Annotated in this window: 16 protein-coding genes and 5 pseudogenes; 4 read left to right on the forward strand and 17 right to left on the reverse strand. The window is 38.3% G+C overall.

Going from position 1 to position 15,550, the window contains the following annotated elements; translation table 11 throughout:
• Nucleotides 1-145: 145 nt before the first annotated feature.
• The 7 genes and pseudogenes from E5S68_RS06390 to E5S68_RS06430 all read right to left on the reverse strand — a co-directional run.
• Nucleotides 146-1,195, reverse strand: coding sequence for a DUF389 domain-containing protein (locus E5S68_RS06390; RefSeq protein ID WP_000126416.1), 1,050 nt, complete (start codon nt 1,193-1,195; stop codon nt 146-148).
• A complete protein-coding gene (locus E5S68_RS06395; RefSeq protein ID WP_000825751.1) occupies nt 1,192-1,515 on the reverse strand; it encodes a potassium channel family protein in 324 nt (107 codons plus the stop codon). The genes E5S68_RS06390 and E5S68_RS06395 overlap by 4 nt, the downstream gene beginning before the upstream one ends.
• Entirely contained in the window at nt 1,512-1,871 is a 360-nt protein-coding gene (locus E5S68_RS06400; RefSeq protein WP_000397555.1) for a hypothetical protein, read from the reverse strand. The genes E5S68_RS06395 and E5S68_RS06400 overlap by 4 nt, the downstream gene beginning before the upstream one ends.
• Nucleotides 1,796-2,098, reverse strand: a complete 303-nt coding sequence (locus E5S68_RS06405; RefSeq protein ID WP_006151097.1) for a TMEM175 family protein — start codon at nt 2,096-2,098, stop codon at nt 1,796-1,798. Before E5S68_RS06405 ends, E5S68_RS06400 begins: the two co-directional genes overlap by 76 nt.
• A gap of 863 nt (nt 2,099-2,961) precedes the next feature.
• Entirely contained in the window at nt 2,962-3,300 is a 339-nt protein-coding gene (cadX, locus tag E5S68_RS06420; RefSeq protein ID WP_000711078.1) for a Cd(II)/Zn(II)-sensing metalloregulatory transcriptional regulator CadX, read from the reverse strand.
• Between the two features lie 11 nt (nt 3,301-3,311).
• Complete coding sequence (locus tag E5S68_RS06425; protein ID WP_135782819.1) at nt 3,312-3,926, reverse strand: CadD family cadmium resistance transporter; 615 nt, start codon at nt 3,924-3,926, stop codon at nt 3,312-3,314.
• A 901-nt stretch (nt 3,927-4,827) separates the two neighbouring features.
• Nucleotides 4,828-5,619 (reverse strand): annotated as a pseudogene (locus E5S68_RS06430) (DUF389 domain-containing protein); the annotation flags it as partial.
• Here E5S68_RS06430 and E5S68_RS06435 point away from each other — a divergent pair.
• A pseudogene (locus tag E5S68_RS06435) lies at nt 5,605-5,885 on the forward strand (transposase); the annotation flags it as partial. The pseudogenes E5S68_RS06430 and E5S68_RS06435 sit on opposite strands and share 15 nt — an antisense overlap.
• A gap of 91 nt (nt 5,886-5,976) precedes the next feature.
• Here the strand turns inward: E5S68_RS06435 and E5S68_RS06440 are convergent.
• The 5 genes and pseudogenes from E5S68_RS06440 to E5S68_RS10620 all read right to left on the reverse strand — a co-directional run.
• Nucleotides 5,977-8,040, reverse strand: coding sequence for a heavy metal translocating P-type ATPase (locus tag E5S68_RS06440; protein WP_125374534.1), 2,064 nt, complete (start codon nt 8,038-8,040; stop codon nt 5,977-5,979).
• A 1-nt stretch (nt 8,041) separates the two neighbouring features.
• Nucleotides 8,042-8,320: a DUF6110 family protein gene (locus tag E5S68_RS06445; RefSeq protein ID WP_002893755.1), complete on the reverse strand. Its 279-nt coding sequence runs from the start codon at nt 8,318-8,320 to the stop codon at nt 8,042-8,044.
• A 180-nt stretch (nt 8,321-8,500) separates the two neighbouring features.
• A pseudogene (locus E5S68_RS06450) lies at nt 8,501-9,091 on the reverse strand (IS256 family transposase); the annotation flags it as partial.
• 148 nt (nt 9,092-9,239) lie between these two features.
• Nucleotides 9,240-9,573, reverse strand: a pseudogene (locus E5S68_RS10695) (diacylglycerol/lipid kinase family protein); the annotation flags it as partial.
• A gap of 3 nt (nt 9,574-9,576) precedes the next feature.
• A pseudogene (locus E5S68_RS10620) lies at nt 9,577-9,720 on the reverse strand (IS982 family transposase); the annotation flags it as partial.
• A 350-nt stretch (nt 9,721-10,070) separates the two neighbouring features.
• Between E5S68_RS10620 and E5S68_RS06465 the strand changes: the two are divergent.
• Both E5S68_RS06465 and E5S68_RS06470 read left to right on the forward strand, forming a co-directional pair.
• Complete coding sequence (locus E5S68_RS06465; protein ID WP_002893760.1) at nt 10,071-10,679, forward strand: DUF1269 domain-containing protein; 609 nt, start codon at nt 10,071-10,073, stop codon at nt 10,677-10,679.
• A gap of 244 nt (nt 10,680-10,923) precedes the next feature.
• Nucleotides 10,924-11,145 carry a tyrosine-type recombinase/integrase gene (locus tag E5S68_RS06470; RefSeq protein WP_002893762.1) on the forward strand — a complete coding sequence of 74 codons (222 nt, stop codon included), beginning with the start codon at nt 10,924-10,926 and terminating at the stop codon, nt 11,143-11,145.
• 109 nt (nt 11,146-11,254) lie between these two features.
• Here the strand turns inward: E5S68_RS06470 and rpsI are convergent, their stop codons facing one another.
• The 5 genes from rpsI to rlmB all read right to left on the reverse strand — a co-directional run bounded on the left by rpsI (nt 11,255) and on the right by rlmB (nt 14,400).
• Entirely contained in the window at nt 11,255-11,647 is a 393-nt protein-coding gene (gene rpsI / locus E5S68_RS06480) for a 30S ribosomal protein S9 (RefSeq protein ID WP_002893764.1), read from the reverse strand.
• A gap of 18 nt (nt 11,648-11,665) precedes the next feature.
• The gene (gene rplM / locus E5S68_RS06485) at nt 11,666-12,112 is read right to left on the reverse strand and encodes a 50S ribosomal protein L13 (protein ID WP_002876943.1); all 447 of its coding nucleotides are present in this window, start codon (nt 12,110-12,112) and stop codon (nt 11,666-11,668) included.
• A gap of 153 nt (nt 12,113-12,265) precedes the next feature.
• On the reverse strand, nt 12,266-13,129 hold the full coding sequence (locus E5S68_RS06490; protein ID WP_135782820.1) for a DegV family protein: 864 nt from the start codon (nt 13,127-13,129) through the stop codon (nt 12,266-12,268).
• On the reverse strand, nt 13,126-13,641 hold the full coding sequence (locus tag E5S68_RS06495; RefSeq protein WP_006595602.1) for an NYN domain-containing protein: 516 nt from the start codon (nt 13,639-13,641) through the stop codon (nt 13,126-13,128). Before E5S68_RS06495 ends, E5S68_RS06490 begins: the two co-directional genes overlap by 4 nt.
• Before the next feature lie 30 nt (nt 13,642-13,671).
• Nucleotides 13,672-14,400: a 23S rRNA (guanosine(2251)-2'-O)-methyltransferase RlmB gene (rlmB, locus tag E5S68_RS06500; protein ID WP_006595601.1), complete on the reverse strand. Its 729-nt coding sequence runs from the start codon at nt 14,398-14,400 to the stop codon at nt 13,672-13,674.
• A 104-nt stretch (nt 14,401-14,504) separates the two neighbouring features.
• Between rlmB and E5S68_RS06505 the strand changes: the two genes are divergently transcribed.
• Nucleotides 14,505-15,470, forward strand: a complete 966-nt coding sequence (locus tag E5S68_RS06505; RefSeq protein ID WP_135782821.1) for an aromatic acid exporter family protein — start codon at nt 14,505-14,507, stop codon at nt 15,468-15,470.
• The last annotated feature ends 80 nt before the right edge of the window (nt 15,471-15,550 follow it).

A 15,550-nucleotide genomic window follows, 5' to 3' on the forward strand; every position in this document is an offset into this window, starting at 1 on the left:
GAACCATGAAGTGTTTCATCATCTTCTGCATACTTGCTTTACAGGATGTCAATTTTTCTGGATTCATCAATTTTATTTTGTTATAGGTAAGAAAGAAGAACAAACAAGAAAAACACGGCATAAAAACCTATTCAGTTCATCGTCCTCAATCCTTGTCTGCTTCATTTTCTTTTACGAGATCGTTTTGTGAATCTTTTTCAGAGAGTTTTTGATCGATATACTTGTCAATGTTTTCGTAAAATTCCTTGGTCGCTTCACTATCTAATGTTGGCGAGTTCTGAACTTGATTCACTTTCAATTGAACAGATTGAATACCGTAAGAGGCTTGTTTTTGGTGGAGTGTTTCTAATTCTTCTTCTGAAATCGGATCTCCAACAACCGTCAAGACCAATTCATTGTTACTTGACTTGTAGACTTGATTAATAACCGTATAATTGGCGAACTCTTTTCCTACAAACTGTTTGATCCCTTCTTTGCGCGCTTGTTCTATTGTCAGAGTAACTGCCGAATAGCTAGCTGGAAGAATCAACAATACAATCAAAGATATCAAGCCAATTCTCATTTTAATGCTCAGCTCTTTAAATGAAGTTAAAGGAGATTTTCTCATCAAAATTCTTGTTCCAACAATGTTGGCTAGCATGATAAAGACACAGTTGATCAAGAAAAGATAGAGAGCCCCCAATAAAAATCGTACATTCCCATTAGCTAAACCATAGCCAGCAGTACAGATAGGCGGCATCAGAGCTGTAGCAATGGCTACTCCTGGCACGATATTGTTTGCTTCTTTTTTCCTTGAACCGATCACACCAGCAATCCCACCAGCAATAGCAATGAGGACATCCCAAATGGTTGGAGAGGTTCGTGCAATCAACTCGCTACTTGCATAAGACAAGGGAGAAATCCAGAAATACAGAGTCGAGACAAGCAAACTGACCAACACTTGAGTCAATAAAACCTCTAGAGATTGCTTGATTAAACGCGTATCAAAAATAGCTAAACCGAATCCCAGTCCAACAATCGGTGTCATGAGAGGTGAAATCAACATGGCTCCTATAATGACAGCTGTTGAATTCATATTTAGTCCGATAGAGGCAATAAAAATTGCACACATCAAAATCGCTGTATCTCTCAATCGAACATGAAGGTCATCGTATAATTTCTCACGGTATTCCCGTGTTGAATAATTGGCAGTCATTTGTCCTCTCCTCTTTCCTTATTTAAATTGGTATAATAATTAAAAATAACAGCTGATAAACAGCCAAAAAATATGAGCCCATAAATCGTCAAGAAGACACTGGTAATCCTTCCAATCAAGGTCACAGCTAGGAGATCCCCGTAGCCGACAGTCGTCGAAGTCACAAAAGCATACCAAAGACCGTCTCCGTAATTTGTGATAGCAGGTTCAACTAGGAAAAGCACGCCTCCTGACCCAAAAACAAAGGTCACAAAACTCAGAGCAAACCGAGTAAAACCCGTAACCTGCATAATATGCCATAACATTTTTAAACGTTTCATTTGTTCTCCTTATTCATACTAGCTCCTGACCGAGCCGTTTTTTTCCAATAATCAAAGTGAAGATAGGACATGATCTCCATCAGAGAAAGATAGACAAACTGATAGATCTGATTTAAGCTGATTATCAACTGATATTGTTTGAAAAATGACTGGAAGAAAGACCAGATATGACTGTCTTGAATCAGTCCCTTCTTAATATCAGACAGGATATTAGCTAAAGCTCCCAAGGACTGAAACGGTAAATCCTTGACATTTATATAGATCCGGTCCACCACATCATTCAGACTGGTATCTTGGATGGCATGAAATTCTCCAAAGAGAACTCCTGCCGCTCCAAGAGTAGAAACAAATTCCACCAAATAATTTCTGAGGAAATTTTCTCAACCTTTTCCCATAATGTGTTTAGTGCCATCCATAACGATCCCAACCAGAAAAAGGAAAGAAAACAAGCAAAGAAATTTTGCCGTAAATCCCAAAAAGCTTCAAGACTTGGTGTTGTTGGTTTTTCTAACTCTAAAACCAAGATGGTCATAATAATTGCTAGAACAGCATCTGTCAATACAATTAATCTGTCTTTCTTCATCGGATTGCATCCCCTTTCTTTTTTGTAACATTCTATCTTATCGCATAATATTGGATATTCTTTCATAATCCGACTACAAACAAAAATAAACCAAAAAGTATGTCCCTATTATACTATATTTAACTCTAGAAGTATTCATCCATCTAATTAATAAATATATCATATTTCACAATAAGTGAATACTATCAAAGATTCATCCCCTTTCACTTCATCATGTAGTGTTGCTTAGATTTATCAAAAACAACCAAATTTGTATTAATTTCAAGTATCACCTAGTTACAAAAATTTGGGGTGAACAGAAAAAGCATCCCGTATTTTTGATACGAAATGCTTTCAATAAGTTTAAATAAGTTTTAACGTTTACTAAATTGTGATGCTTTACGAGCTTTTTTCAAGCCTGGTTTGGAAAGTATGGGTTTCAGTTGGACTAAAAACAGCGTATTATCAAGGCTTTTCAGAACGATATCTACTGATTAATTTCATAAAATATGAATCAATAGATTATAAATAGGGGAATAGTTTAGGTCTGTAAGCATTAAAATAATACACCTAACTTTGATCACCATTTTTTAGTTATTCACTCTTTTTTCAGATAGTGTTTTTAAAGTTATGATATAAAATGCCGCAATTAAAACACTATACATCATAATCGGAGGATAGACAATTAAGGATAGAATCAATCCCACTCCTTTAATTATTAGGTCAGGTATCAATAACTTTCTATATTGTGCGGTAGCTTCAAGTAATTCTTTCTGATCTATATTGGGTTTATCAATTACTTTATGTAAAAACCAGTTTGCTACCGTTGAAACAACAACGATTATAATCTCCCTATAATCATGGAAAAGTAGTAAAAATAGTTGTTATCCTAGTTGATTAAAAAAATCTCTGATTTCCTCATCTTTTATAAAATAATATATAATTTTCCCCTCTCTTCTAGTGTCCAAGATGTTTTGATTGGCTAGTTTACGAAGATGGTGGGAGGCAGATGCCATACTGAGATTTAATAAACAGGCTATATCGCAGACACAGAGTTCTTCGACGGCAAGGAGATAAAAGATGATATTTATCTGTTTATTATCGGTAAATTTTGATAAAATGCGAAGTGATTTTTGGACTTTTTCCTTTTCAAGGTAGTTCGTTGCGGTTGTAACATTTTGTTGATTTATAACATCCACTTGACAGATACTATCTTTTTTCATAATTTTTTCTCCTAGCCTAACACAGCCCATAGCATGTCAAAGCTGTTGTTTTCAATCAGGATATACATCCCCAATCCTAAATAGACAACGGCAATAAACCATCTGCTATATTTTTCCAAAGTTTCTCCAACAGAAGGGACTTGTGCTAATTTTTGGGCAGAAAAAACCAAGAGATAAATCATGACTAGAAAAGTAAGTAAAGTCACTATCAAATTCGCTAAATTTAAGGTGATAAAATATGGGACAAAGACACCAATATTGTCAGCGCCACAACTTGCAAAAGTAATCATAGCGACTAGAAAAATCAGGTTTCTATTGTCTTTTCGCAAACCATCTTTTGCAATAGCTTCTCCATCAGAATCTCCTAAAAGCAAAACTTTGAGGCCTAGGAAAATTGGAATCAAACCGAGTAAACCTAAAATCTCTTTACTAGGAATATAATTTAAGACAAATGCAAAAAGCAAACTTAGGAATATTAGACTAACAGAGCCTAGAAATTGTCCTAAATAGATGTTAATGATGTCCTTTCTGCTTTTTCTTTTGGCAAAAAATAACATTAGGATAATAAGTAAGTCTACGGCTGTCCCAGAATACAGGATTATTGAAGTAACAACATTTTGAATCATAAAATACCTCATTCAAATATATTTTTGAATGTATTCTAACATTAAGCTTTGTAGATGTCAACTTAAAATCCACCAATTAATAATTGCATGTCAATATTTGTATTGTGAAACTAGTTTCAGAAATATATAGTCTTAAAGTATGTCCACTGCCAATGATTTTTTCAATATTTAAGAGGAGATTTATAATGGTTCATTTCTATAAATTTATAAACGAGTTATATATTTTGTTTAACCAATTATTAACTATTTTTATCAATAATCACATCATTAATTTGTACTTTTTAATTTTCCCAATTTGTAAAATTAAACCAGAAAAAATGCATCTCGTATTAGACGAAATGCTTTCAATAAGTATAAATAAGTTTTAACGTTTACTAAATTGTGACGCTTTACGGGCTTTTTTCAAGCCTGGTTGGAAACATTTCTATTTGAATAAGTTTCAAGATGGGCTTAAAATCAATGTTTACCCACGTTTTCAGAAAGAACAATTTCATCTAATTTGAATATATTTCATTTAAATAGTGTGAACTTTATCCTAAAAATACACGAATTGAGCTGATAAATACTAAAAAGTTCACACCATTAGTTAAATTATTTTTTGTTACATACATTTTTTTAGATGATAGACCTCCTAATTTATTTCTTATAGCATTTGAGCAAACCTCCGTTATCAGAAAACAACCAGAAAGAAAGACCGCAAAATTAATATTTTCTTTCTGGTTGTTTTTTTATAAATTGAATTTTCAGTAAAATACTTTACTCATTTATAATACCCCTAACTTCTATGTACTTTCTTTCATCTAAAGAAAAATCTCGTTTTCATCAATTTTATTTCGTTATAGGTAAGAAAGAAGAACAAACAAGAAAAACACGGCATAAAAACCTATTCAGTTCATCGTCCTCAATCCTTATCTGCTTCATTTTCTTTTACGAGATCGTTTTGTGAATCTTTTTCAGAGAGTTTTTGATCGATATACTTGTCAATGTTTTCGTAAAATTCCTTGGTCGTCTCACTATCTAATTTTGTCGAATTATGGACTTGATTGACTTTCAATTGAACAGATTGAATACCGTAAGAGGCTTGTTTTTGGCGAATGGTTTCTAATTCTTCTTCTGAAATTGGATCTCCAACAACCGTCAAGACCAATTCATTATTCCTTGACCTGTAGACTTGATTAATGACTGTATGATTGGCGAACTCTTTTCCTACAAACTGTTTGATCCCTTCTTTTCGCGCTTGATCTATCGTCAGAGTGACTGCTGAATAACTGGCTGGAAGAACCAATAATACAATCAAGGATATCAAGCCAATTTTCATTTTAATGTTTAGCTCTTTAAATGAACTTAAAGGAGATTTTCTCATCAAAATTCTTGTTCCAACAATGTTGGTTAGCATGATAAAGACACAGTTAATCAAGAAAAGATAGAGAGCCCCAAATAAAAATCGTACATTTCCATTAGCTAAACCATAGCCTGCAGTACAGATAGGTAGCATCAAAGCTGTTGCAATGGCTACTCCTGGCACGATATTGTTTGCTTCTTTTTTTCTTGAACCAATGACACCTGCTATCCCACCAGCAATAGCAATGAGAACATCCCAAATGGTTGGAGAGGTTCGTGCAATCAACTCGCTACTTGCATAAGATAAGGGAGAAATCCAAAAATACAGAGTCGATACAAGCAAGCTGACCATCTCTTTGAGCTTATTGAAGAAACAATTTCTTGTGTAAATCCTATTTTTCAAACTGTTTTTAAGACCTTTTTGAAAAATAAGGGCAAGATCATAAATGCACTAGAACCGACCTACTCAAACGCAAAACTAGAAGCTACTAATAACCTCATAAAGATCATCAAACGAAATGCTTTTGGCTTCCGGAACTTTAAAACTTCAAAACTAGAATCCTCATTGCATTGAACATCAAAAAGGAGAGAACCAATTTGGTCCTCTCCAGGGTATAATTTTCCATCAACCCACTACAGTTGACAAAGAGCCGTTATTCTCAAATGAGACAACTCCTTTTAGTTTTTATAACCTCAGCTTCTCGGTCTCTTACCTACTTTTAATAGAAAGACTACGAAGGACGATTCTTAAAGTAGTCAGATTGTGCAATATCGAAAGATTAGATGGGCTTAACCAATTTAACAACCCAAATCCAATTAAACTTCCATTTATTACAACTGTTTCTTGAATATTTCTTTGAATTAATTTCTGCAACGATTCAGATAAAGAATTCAATTCCTCGAAGAAATCTAAACGATTATCTAATAATAAAATATCACTCATCTGCTTAGAAATATCAGCACTTTCATTCATCACAACCCCAATATCTGCAAGCGTCAAGGCAGCAGAGTCGTTTAACCCGTCTCCAACCATCAAAATAGTTCGGCCAGCTTTCTGTAATTCCTGAACCAACTGAAACTTACCATCTGGTTTTAAATCAGTATAGACGTTGTCAAATGGCAGATCTTTAACCAACTCTTCTGTTCTAGCCAACGTATCACCAGTTGCCAGAATCAGTTTTTTCCCTTGGCGTTTTAGCTTTTTCAATGCAGCTTTCGCCTCGCTTCTCAAGGGAGTGTGGATACAAAACATCCCAATTAATTCTTTCTTATAAGCCAAAAACAATAAATTGTAATGAGTCTTATATTGCTCAATCAAGGCCAGCTGCTCAGAACTAATTCTTACCTGTTCGTCTTGCATTAGTACATAATTTCCAATGACAACCGATTGACCATCAATTTGCGATTTAATCCCTTTGCTTGCAACATACTGAAGCTTGCCATGCATTTCTTCGTGTTCAATGCCTTCAATTTCAGCTTGTTTAACAATTGCATTGGCAATAGGATGATAGATATGTTCCTCCAAACATGCACTTATTCTTAAAATATCTTTCTCAGTATAATCTCCGAAAGGAAGAACCTTTTCAACCAAAGGATAACTCGTCGTGATGGTACCCGTTTTATCAAACAAGAAAGTATCCACTTCCAGATATTTTTCTAATACATCACCATCTTTAATAACCATTTCTCGATTTAGACCTTCCTTTATGGCCGTAAGGTAGGCTACAGGTGTGGATATTTTTAGAGCACATGAAAAATCCACCAATAAAAAGGAAATAGCTTTTGAAAACGAACCTGTTAACAGATAAGTCAAACCAGCACCTAAGAAGTTATATTTTACAACCTTGTCTGCCATCCTAATAAAATGACGTTGTTTTGTCTTCTTACTCTCTTCAGATTTTTTCATCAGATTGATGAGTTGCAAAATACGACTGTTTATCTGATTATCAGTCACACGAATTCTTAACTCTCCTGTTTCCAAAACAGTATTCGCACATACAGAATCTCCCTCTTTCTTTTCAACAGGGAAGCTCTCTCCAGTCAAGGAACTCTCATTGACCATGCCTAATCCTGAAACCACTTGGCCGTCAAACAAGATTTCATTCCCTTGGGAGACAACTAATACATCACCTACTTGAACATCAGAACTCTTGATGCTGATGACCATGTCTCCCCGCACTAAGAAAACATCACTTTCTTTAGCAAGAAGGCTTTGTTCCAAATCTGTTGCTGTTTTTTTTAAAGACCACTGATCCAGATGATTACCCAAATCAAGCATAAACATGATGTTGCTAGCTGTCTTGGATTGGTTCATAAACAAGGACAACAAAATGGCCGAACAGTCCAAGACCTCCATGGTTAGTTCCTTGCGCGCTAAAGTTTGATAGGCTTCTTTGACATAACCCAAAGCCTGATAACAAGTCCAAATATAACGAATAGGGTAGGGTACAAAACTTCGAAACAGCAAACGCTTAATCGCTGCACCCGATACAATTGAATAAGCACTCTCTTCTCTACGAATGGGAAGAGTCATCAAGTCCGAAACTTTCCCCTTGTCAATTTTTTTTAAAAAGGCCTCTGCATTTTCTAATACAGAGAAGCCTTCTTTCATACGTAGAGTAAAATGCTGCTGATCCATATAAAACTGAATAGAGTCGATCCCTTTTTCATCTTTAGCCAAGGAACGAAGATAATCTTGAATATCCAAGGTCAGTGAAAACGAGGACGATAATCGGATATGTTGATATCCTCTGTGTAGCACTTTAAAAGACATATTATTCACCTGTCAGGCTATCTAATTGTTCTTCTTTCTTTTCCTGTTCGTATAAATATTTAGCGTCTTGTAAAACATCATCACCGTGTTGTTTTACAACAGAAACAGATGCATCCAGTCCATCTTTCAATTTGTAAGCTTTAGCCAAGGCCTTAGAATAGCCTTTCTTAGCTTCTTTACTTGCTAAGACTTTCAAGCCAAGTGTCCCAAATGCTACCCCTCCTAAGAAGAGAGATGATTTTTTCGCAACTTTTGCGACGTTTAATACTTCTTTTAACATGTTTATTTCCTCCTTGTAACTATTGTAGCGAAAAATGACAGCAAAAGCAATTGCTGATATCTGATATATAGATAAAATTCTCTATACTGATATTTAATTATATTATGATGAAAACAATATACTTTATTTTTTGATACTGTCAATAATTATGTGTAAACACTTAAGTAGAGTTACGGAGTGTTAATTAAATAAGCTTTCAAGTGTATCAGAACATTGACCAAACCCTTTATGGATTCGTTGACTTTGCTTGAAATTATAATCTTCAAACAACGTAACTAAGTAACGTTCCAGAGCCTCCTCATTAGGAAAAAGAACCTTCTTTTTCGTTTGATGTTTGATTTCTTTGTTAAGAGACTCAATGAGGTTTGTCGAATACATGCTGTGCCAAATCTGGTAGGGAAACTGATAAAAAGTTAAAAGATTATCCGTCTTCTCCAGACTTTCCATGACTTTCCTATACTTTGGTTTCCATTCGGCGAGAAAGTCCTCTAAAGCTTGTCCTGCCATTTCTAAATTTTCAGCACGATAAATCATTATAAATTGCCCCAGAATAACCGCTCTATCTGCTCGTTTCACTTTACTAGCTAGATTTCGACTAATATGAATTAAGCAACATTGTTGTTTAGCTAATGGGTGAGCCTGACTGATAATCTGCTCAAGCCCCTTAAAGCCATCTGTAACTACAAGAGAAATCTGTTGGATTCCTTGGTTTTGAAGCTTGTCTAACAGGGTGGACCAAGAAGCATTGTTTTCTTGAGGCAACTGTGCATAGCATATCTCTATGCGACTAAAGTCGCTAGAGCTATCCTAATTGCGCACCGCCAGTTCTCATAGAAAAAAACACCTTGCAAGATGCAAAGTGTTTTCGTTTGTATTCTGCTGTCCAGCAACGAATTAACGTTTAGAGAACTGGCTAGCTTTACGAGCCTTTTTCAAGCCTGTTTTCTAGTATTTTTATATCTATTGGCAGATTATCCGACTTATCCCCATCAACATCTGACTCTAACTCAACCTCTGAAGAAATCCTAATATTGCGTACTTTGATATATTCGATATTATTGTTACCTACTAGATCCCCTTTTTAATAAATCTGGGATAGCCGATAATTTAGAAATGATGGATGAATCCTTTAAAATCAAGATATTTCCATATTCATCTGTATTTTCATCAAATAGTTTTTTGTCTGCATAGTAATTGGATAGAAGAACTAAGACCTGAGTAGCTTCACCTTCATAATTGCCATTTTTGCTTTCAAAAGGTAATAATTGCTTGTTCATAGCTTGGCGAATCAGTTGCACCAGCCAAATTAATTGTCTTGACCGACGAATAAAGCGACTTCTTTCAAGGATTCGACCATAAGGAAACAGTTGGCAGATTCTATAAAAGTGTCGATGTGATTCGGCACGCTCATCAGACTCGCTACACAGAGCTGGTACATAATATCTGCTATAATTTTCTGGAAGATTTGGTCAAGCGGTCTTTTAGCCGTGTGACAGGCATACAGGAAAAACACTATTTATTTACTTTTTGCACGGGAGGCTTTAAGATGTTGCTGGACGCCTTTCTTGATAATCACTCAGAGTCGCCAGAGTGTCTGGGCTGGGATATGGCAAAGATATACCGCTGCCTGAAACTGTTCTTTGACGCTGATAAACGCGACATATCAATTAAAATGTCGCACTAAAATGATTGAAAAGTGATTGAAACTGTATTATAATGAACGTATATATTTAGAAAAGAGGTACTAACTATGGAAAACCTAGTAGTTTCAGTCTTTAACACTGAAAGCGAAGCTTATCAGTCCTTTGCGGATTTGAAGGCTTTCCGCCAAACTCAGACGACCAAGGTTGCTCAAATCGCCTTGGTCAAAAATGAAAACGGTCACATCGTTGAAAAAGAACGCTATGACTTTGAAGATTCAACGACGGATGCAACCCTAGAAGGTGGCTTGCTCGGTGCAGTTATCGGGCTTTTGGGTGGTCCTATCGGCGTCTTGTTTGGTTATGGTATTGGCAGCCTCTATGGTTTGGCTGCTGGTGATACCGTTGATACGGCAGAAGCTGGCTTGATTGACGTTGTGTCTCAAAAATTGATCGACGGCGAAACAGCCGTTGTCGCCTTGGTGCAAGAAAACAACGAAGCAGTCATCGATGCTTACTTCACCAAGTACGACACCCAAATCGTGCGTTGGGATGTAGCAACCGTCGTAGCCGAAATCGAAGCAGCTCTGCAAGTCCAAGAAGACCTCTACAACCAGGCACGTGCACAAATGAAGGCTGAACGTAAAGCCGAACGCAAGGCTAAACTTGAAGAATTCAAGGCAAATGTCAAAGCAAAATTTGACAAATTGAAAGCCTAACGTCTAAGCGTCTCATAAATTTAAATGTGACTGAGACGCCATTTAAAATTTATGTGCGTCGGATTCTCACAGTTAAATAATTGCGTTGACAAAGCCGTTACAGCCGTTCTTCCATTCTTTGAAAAGAATGTTTAATAGACAAGAAATCTGGACTAGTATTGGTCTGGATTTTTTTGTGAATATAGAGGTCATAGCTTTTTGACTATGCTTCGTTATAATTAGAAAAATTTTAAGTTTTATCAAGATGAAATCAGTCAGACGAAGACATCCCGAATTAGCACCAGCATCACCACACAAACTAAGACATACTGGTGCTACTCTTGCTAAACAAGCAGGTGTTTCTCTTGAAGCCTTCTCAGAAGCTCTTACTCATAGTGATAAAGAGATTACAAAAACTTACGTTAATATCAAAGATAAAGTCAATCAGACTGTAGGTGATATTGCTTTTCGTAGTTTAAAAAATTGATGGGGTGAATATGGGGTGAATTTTGGGGTGAACTTTGATTTTTTGAAACAAAAAAGACATCCAAGAAATAATTCTTGAATGTCTGTAAACGTTGATATAATCGTATTGATTAACGTTTTGAGAATTGTGATGCTTTACGAGCTTTCTTAAGACCTGGTTTCTTACGTTCAACTTTACGTGAGTCACGTGTAAGAAGTCCTGCGCGTTTCAATGAATCGCGGAAGTCTGGGTCTACTTGAAGAAGGGCACGAGCGATACCGTGACGGATAGCTCCTGCTTGACCTGCGTATCCACCACCTACAACGTTAACGAAAACGTCGTATGAACCTGCAGTTGAAGTAACTGCGAATGGTTGGTTGATTACAAGACGAAGGTCAGCGTGTGGGATGTACTCTTCAACATCTTTTTTGTTAACAGTGATTTTACCAGTTCCTGGAACAAGGCGAACGCGTGCAACAGCGTTTTTACGACGTCCAGTACCTGCATATTGTGCTTGTGACATACTTTATTGTTCCTTTCCTTAGATAAGTCCTGAAATATCAAGAACTTCTGGTTGTTGTGCAGCGTGAGTGTGCTCAGCTCCAACGAATACTTTCAATTTCATACCTTGAGCGCGGCCAAGAGTATTGTGTGGAAGCATACCTTTAACTGATTTCTCGATCAAACGTACTGCATTTTTAGAACGAAGTTCACCAGCAGAGATTGATTTCAATCCACCTGGGTGGTTTGAGTGAGTGTAGTAGATCTTATCAGTTGCTTTTTTACCAGTCAATTTAACTTTTTCAGCATTGATAACGATTACGAAGTCACCTGTATCAGTGTGAGGTGTGAATGTTGGTTTGTTTTTTCCGCGAAGCACGCTTGCAACAACTGCTGAAAGGCGTCCAAGAGGTACATCAGTTGCGTCAACAACGTACCATTTGCGTTCTACTTGGCCTGGTTTAGCCATGAATGTAGTTTTGTTCATGATTTCTCCTATTATGAATATCGTTTTTGTTTACAGGGCGGATGTTCCGGTCCGCGAGTTATTTGAAAGGTTCCGGGGCCTTACAAATGGGGTAAACAATACCGCCTACTATTGTATCAAATTTTTCAAATAAAAGTCAACCGATTTGAAAAATTATTTGCGATTTTCTTTTCCGATAACAAAGCCGATGAGAGAATTAGGACCGACGTGGGCAGCAATGACTGGCCCTAGTGGCATAATCAAGACTTGGGAGATGGCCGGATTCTCCAACAATTGAGCCTTGAGCTCTTCTGCTCCTGCCAAATCATCTGTATAGGAAACCAAGGCTGTGCTGTGACCGATATCTTCCTGGATCAGAGAAAGCATTTCCCGCATAGCTTTTTTACGTCCACGTACCTTAGCGATTGGAGCTAACTTGCCTTCTTCATCAATCCAAAGAAGGGGTTTGATGTTGACCAAGCTTCCGACGATGGCTGAACTCTTAGAAAGGCGTCCCCCGCGCATAAGATGGTAGAGATCATCCACCAAGAAATAGGTCCGCAACTTAGGAGCCACTTCCATCAGTTCTTCCTTAACCTGATCCAAACTCTTACCGGCATCACGCGCCTCAACTGCTAGCATAGACAAGTAGCCTTCTCCAATCCCTGCAGCTTTTGGATCGATGATTTCGATCACAGCTTCTGGGTAGTCTTCAAGGACCAAGTCTCTCGCCATGATCGCGCTCTGGTAAGTCCCTGATAAGACTGAAGAAAAAGCGATATAAAGGAGATCTTCCTTGCGTTGAGCATAACCTTTGAAAATCTCTTGGAATTGCCCAACATTGACCTGACTGGTCGTTGGTTTAGCACCTTTTTGCATTTCCGCTAATAATTGAGGGCTAGTGAGTTTGTCTGGACCCACTGTCTCATAATGAGTCCCATTGATTTGGATTGACAAGCCGACGATCTCTACATCATGCTCCTGTGCCCATCTTTCATCTAAATCTGCAGTTGAATCTGTTAAAATTTTAAAGGTCATTTACTTGCTCCCATCTCTTTTTGTAGTTGACGTAGGCCCTCTTGGTCAAAAGGTCGTATCGGTGGTTTCTGATCGTTGACGGCTCCTCGCGCCTGGTTCAAGTCGGCCTTGACAACGGCAACTCTCTTCTCCAGCTCCCGCGCCGAAACACGAAGTGCTCCTTGAGCAAAGACCGTCCATTGCTCATTCAAGTCACTCGTCGCGACTGATACTTGGTGAAGGGGTGTATTGAGCTCTGCTGCCAAACGTTCAATGTAGTCATCGGCGGTCTCCTCCTCCGCTGTGAAGACCACTTGGACCTGAAATTCTTCATAGGTCTGGCGAATCCCTGGCATGTATTGGGCATCAAAGACACAAATCACGCGAATGCCTTCAAAGCTGGCATAGTGGCTCAGCTTCTCTAAGAGGATCGTTCGTGCAGCATCCAGCTCACTCTTCTTAAAGAGTTGGCGGGTCTCCTGCCAGAAGGCAATCATGTTGTAGCCGTCCACTAACAAAATCTTTTCTTTCATCGACTGCCTCCTTCCTACGATTTTCCTCTATTATAGTTTGTTGCGAAAGACCTCATACATAAGGATCGCTGCAGCGACACTGGCATTCAGGCTTTGGACATGCCCCTGCATCGGAATCGTAATCATTTCATCCACTTGCTTTTTAATATTGGTCGAAATGCCTTTGCCTTCGTTTCCAATGATGAGGGCTAGCTTCCCACTGGTATTCCATTTGTGAGAAGGCGTCCCGTTCATATCGGTTCCAAAAATCCAAAAACCTGCTTCTTTGAGCTTATCCAAGGTTTGGCTAAGATTGGTCACCCGAGCAATGGGAACATGCTCCACTGCTCCAGTTGAGGTCTTGGCGACAACTGGGGTCACCCCAACAGCACGGTGCTTAGGGATGATGACTCCCGCTACCTGAGTAGCATCGGCTGTTCGGAGAATGGATCCTAAGTTATGCGGATCGGTCAAACCATCCAAAATCAAGAGCAGGGGATTGTCTTGATTAGCAACCTGGGTCAAGATCTCATTCAAGTCCGTATAGGCAAATTCCGAAACCCGCAAGACAAAACCTTGGTGGACAGCCCCTTCTGTCATCTCTTGCAAGGTCTTCTTAGGAGTCCAAGAAATGGACACCTTTTTATCTGCTGCCAGGTCCTTGATTTTTTCTACATTTTTTCCACGCAAATCGTCCTGAATATACAATTTATTTCCTGTATTTGCGATCAGTGCTTCTGTGACGGCATGAACACCGTAAACAATATCGTTTTTTTCCATGAAACTAGTATAACACAATTGCCATATCTGGTGAAACATTTGGAGTAGCCCAGTTTGCTTGTGGTATAATAAAACTAGTTTAGAAAAAGGAAAGAATCCGCATTATGCCACTTATTCACCGAACCATCAAGATGGTCCTCGCCACCTGTTTGGCCATCTTGCTTGCAGAGTTTTTAGGTCTAACCTACGCCACCTCTGCGGGGATCATTGCCATCCTCAGCATTACCGATACCCGTCGAAGTACAGCTAGATTGGCTTACAACCGCTTTATGTCCATGCTTCTCGCCCTGTTCCTTGGCAGCTTAGCCTTTCAGATTCTCGGCTACAATCTCTGGGCCCTTGGTTTTTATCTAGCCACTTATGTTCCCCTCGCTTTTCTACAAGGCTGGGAAATCGGCATCACACCAAGCTCTGTCCTGGTTACCCATCTCCTGCTAGAAAAATCCACTTCTATAGCTTTATTGGGAAATGAGGTTACCATTTTCCTGATTGGAACCAGCTTTGCTCTCTTAGCCAATCTCTATATGCCTTCTCGACAAGCAGAAATTGATCGCTATCATGAAATTGTAGAGGAACAACTTAAAAAGATTCTTTATCGTTTTGCAGAATTTCTGGGAAAAGGAGACGGCAGCAACGATGCTAGCTTGATTCGTGAGCTAGATACCATCTTAAGGGAAGCTCTCGATTTGGTGTATCTAGACCACTCCAACCACCTCTTCCACCAGACTAACTACCATGTTCATTATTTCGAGATGAGAAAGCGTCAAAATAATATCCTGCGAGACATGGCTAACAACGTAAACAACTGTCAATTAGCCGCGAGTGAGAGCCTCATTTTAGCTCAACTTTTTGCTAAAACAGCCAGCCAGCTCAGTCAGGAAAATCCAGCGCAGTTCCTTCTTGATGAGATCAATCGCTATCTAGCAGTCTTTCGTGAACGACCTCTCCCTCGATCTCGTCAAGAATTTGAAACCCGAGCGACTCTTTTGCAACTCCTCAGAGACCTTGAAACCTTCATCTCCATCAAGGTGGAATTCTATCAAAATTACCAGGATGAACTGCAAGCATGAGTTCTGCTCATATACAGAAAGAGGCCAAATGTTTCGGCTTCTTTTTTATCTTTTTCTTGGTCCTCCTCTACTCCTTTCCT

The sequence above is a fragment of the Streptococcus rubneri genome, from assembly GCF_004785935.1.
In the GTDB taxonomy this organism is placed as follows: Bacteria; Bacillota; Bacilli; order Lactobacillales; family Streptococcaceae; genus Streptococcus; species Streptococcus rubneri.

Bases quoted from the DNA above. Each gene is read 5' to 3' on its own strand.
- E5S68_RS06390 (WP_000126416.1), bottom strand. From the start codon at position 1,195: ATGACTGCCAATTATTCAACACGGGAATACCGTGAGAAATTATACGAT.
- E5S68_RS06395 (WP_000825751.1), bottom strand. From the start codon at position 1,515: ATGAAACGTTTAAAAATGTTATGGCATATTATGCAGGTTACGGGTTTT.
- E5S68_RS06405 (WP_006151097.1), bottom strand. From the start codon at position 2,098: ATGAAGAAAGACAGATTAATTGTATTGACAGATGCTGTTCTAGCAATT.
- cadX (WP_000711078.1), bottom strand. From the start codon at position 3,300: ATGAAAAAAGATAGTATCTGTCAAGTGGATGTTATAAATCAACAAAAT.
- E5S68_RS06425 (WP_135782819.1), bottom strand. From the start codon at position 3,926: ATGATTCAAAATGTTGTTACTTCAATAATCCTGTATTCTGGGACAGCC.
- E5S68_RS06440 (WP_125374534.1), bottom strand. From the start codon at position 8,040: ATGTCTTTTAAAGTGCTACACAGAGGATATCAACATATCCGATTATCG.
- E5S68_RS06445 (WP_002893755.1), bottom strand. From the start codon at position 8,320: ATGTTAAAAGAAGTATTAAACGTCGCAAAAGTTGCGAAAAAATCATCT.
- E5S68_RS06465 (WP_002893760.1), top strand. From the start codon at position 10,071: ATGGAAAACCTAGTAGTTTCAGTCTTTAACACTGAAAGCGAAGCTTAT.
- E5S68_RS06470 (WP_002893762.1), top strand. From the start codon at position 10,924: ATGAAATCAGTCAGACGAAGACATCCCGAATTAGCACCAGCATCACCA.
- rpsI (WP_002893764.1), bottom strand. From the start codon at position 11,647: ATGTCACAAGCACAATATGCAGGTACTGGACGTCGTAAAAACGCTGTT.
- rplM (WP_002876943.1), bottom strand. From the start codon at position 12,112: ATGAACAAAACTACATTCATGGCTAAACCAGGCCAAGTAGAACGCAAA.
- E5S68_RS06490 (WP_135782820.1), bottom strand. From the start codon at position 13,129: ATGACCTTTAAAATTTTAACAGATTCAACTGCAGATTTAGATGAAAGA.
- E5S68_RS06495 (WP_006595602.1), bottom strand. From the start codon at position 13,641: ATGAAAGAAAAGATTTTGTTAGTGGACGGCTACAACATGATTGCCTTC.
- rlmB (WP_006595601.1), bottom strand. From the start codon at position 14,400: ATGGAAAAAAACGATATTGTTTACGGTGTTCATGCCGTCACAGAAGCA.
- E5S68_RS06505 (WP_135782821.1), top strand. From the start codon at position 14,505: ATGCCACTTATTCACCGAACCATCAAGATGGTCCTCGCCACCTGTTTG.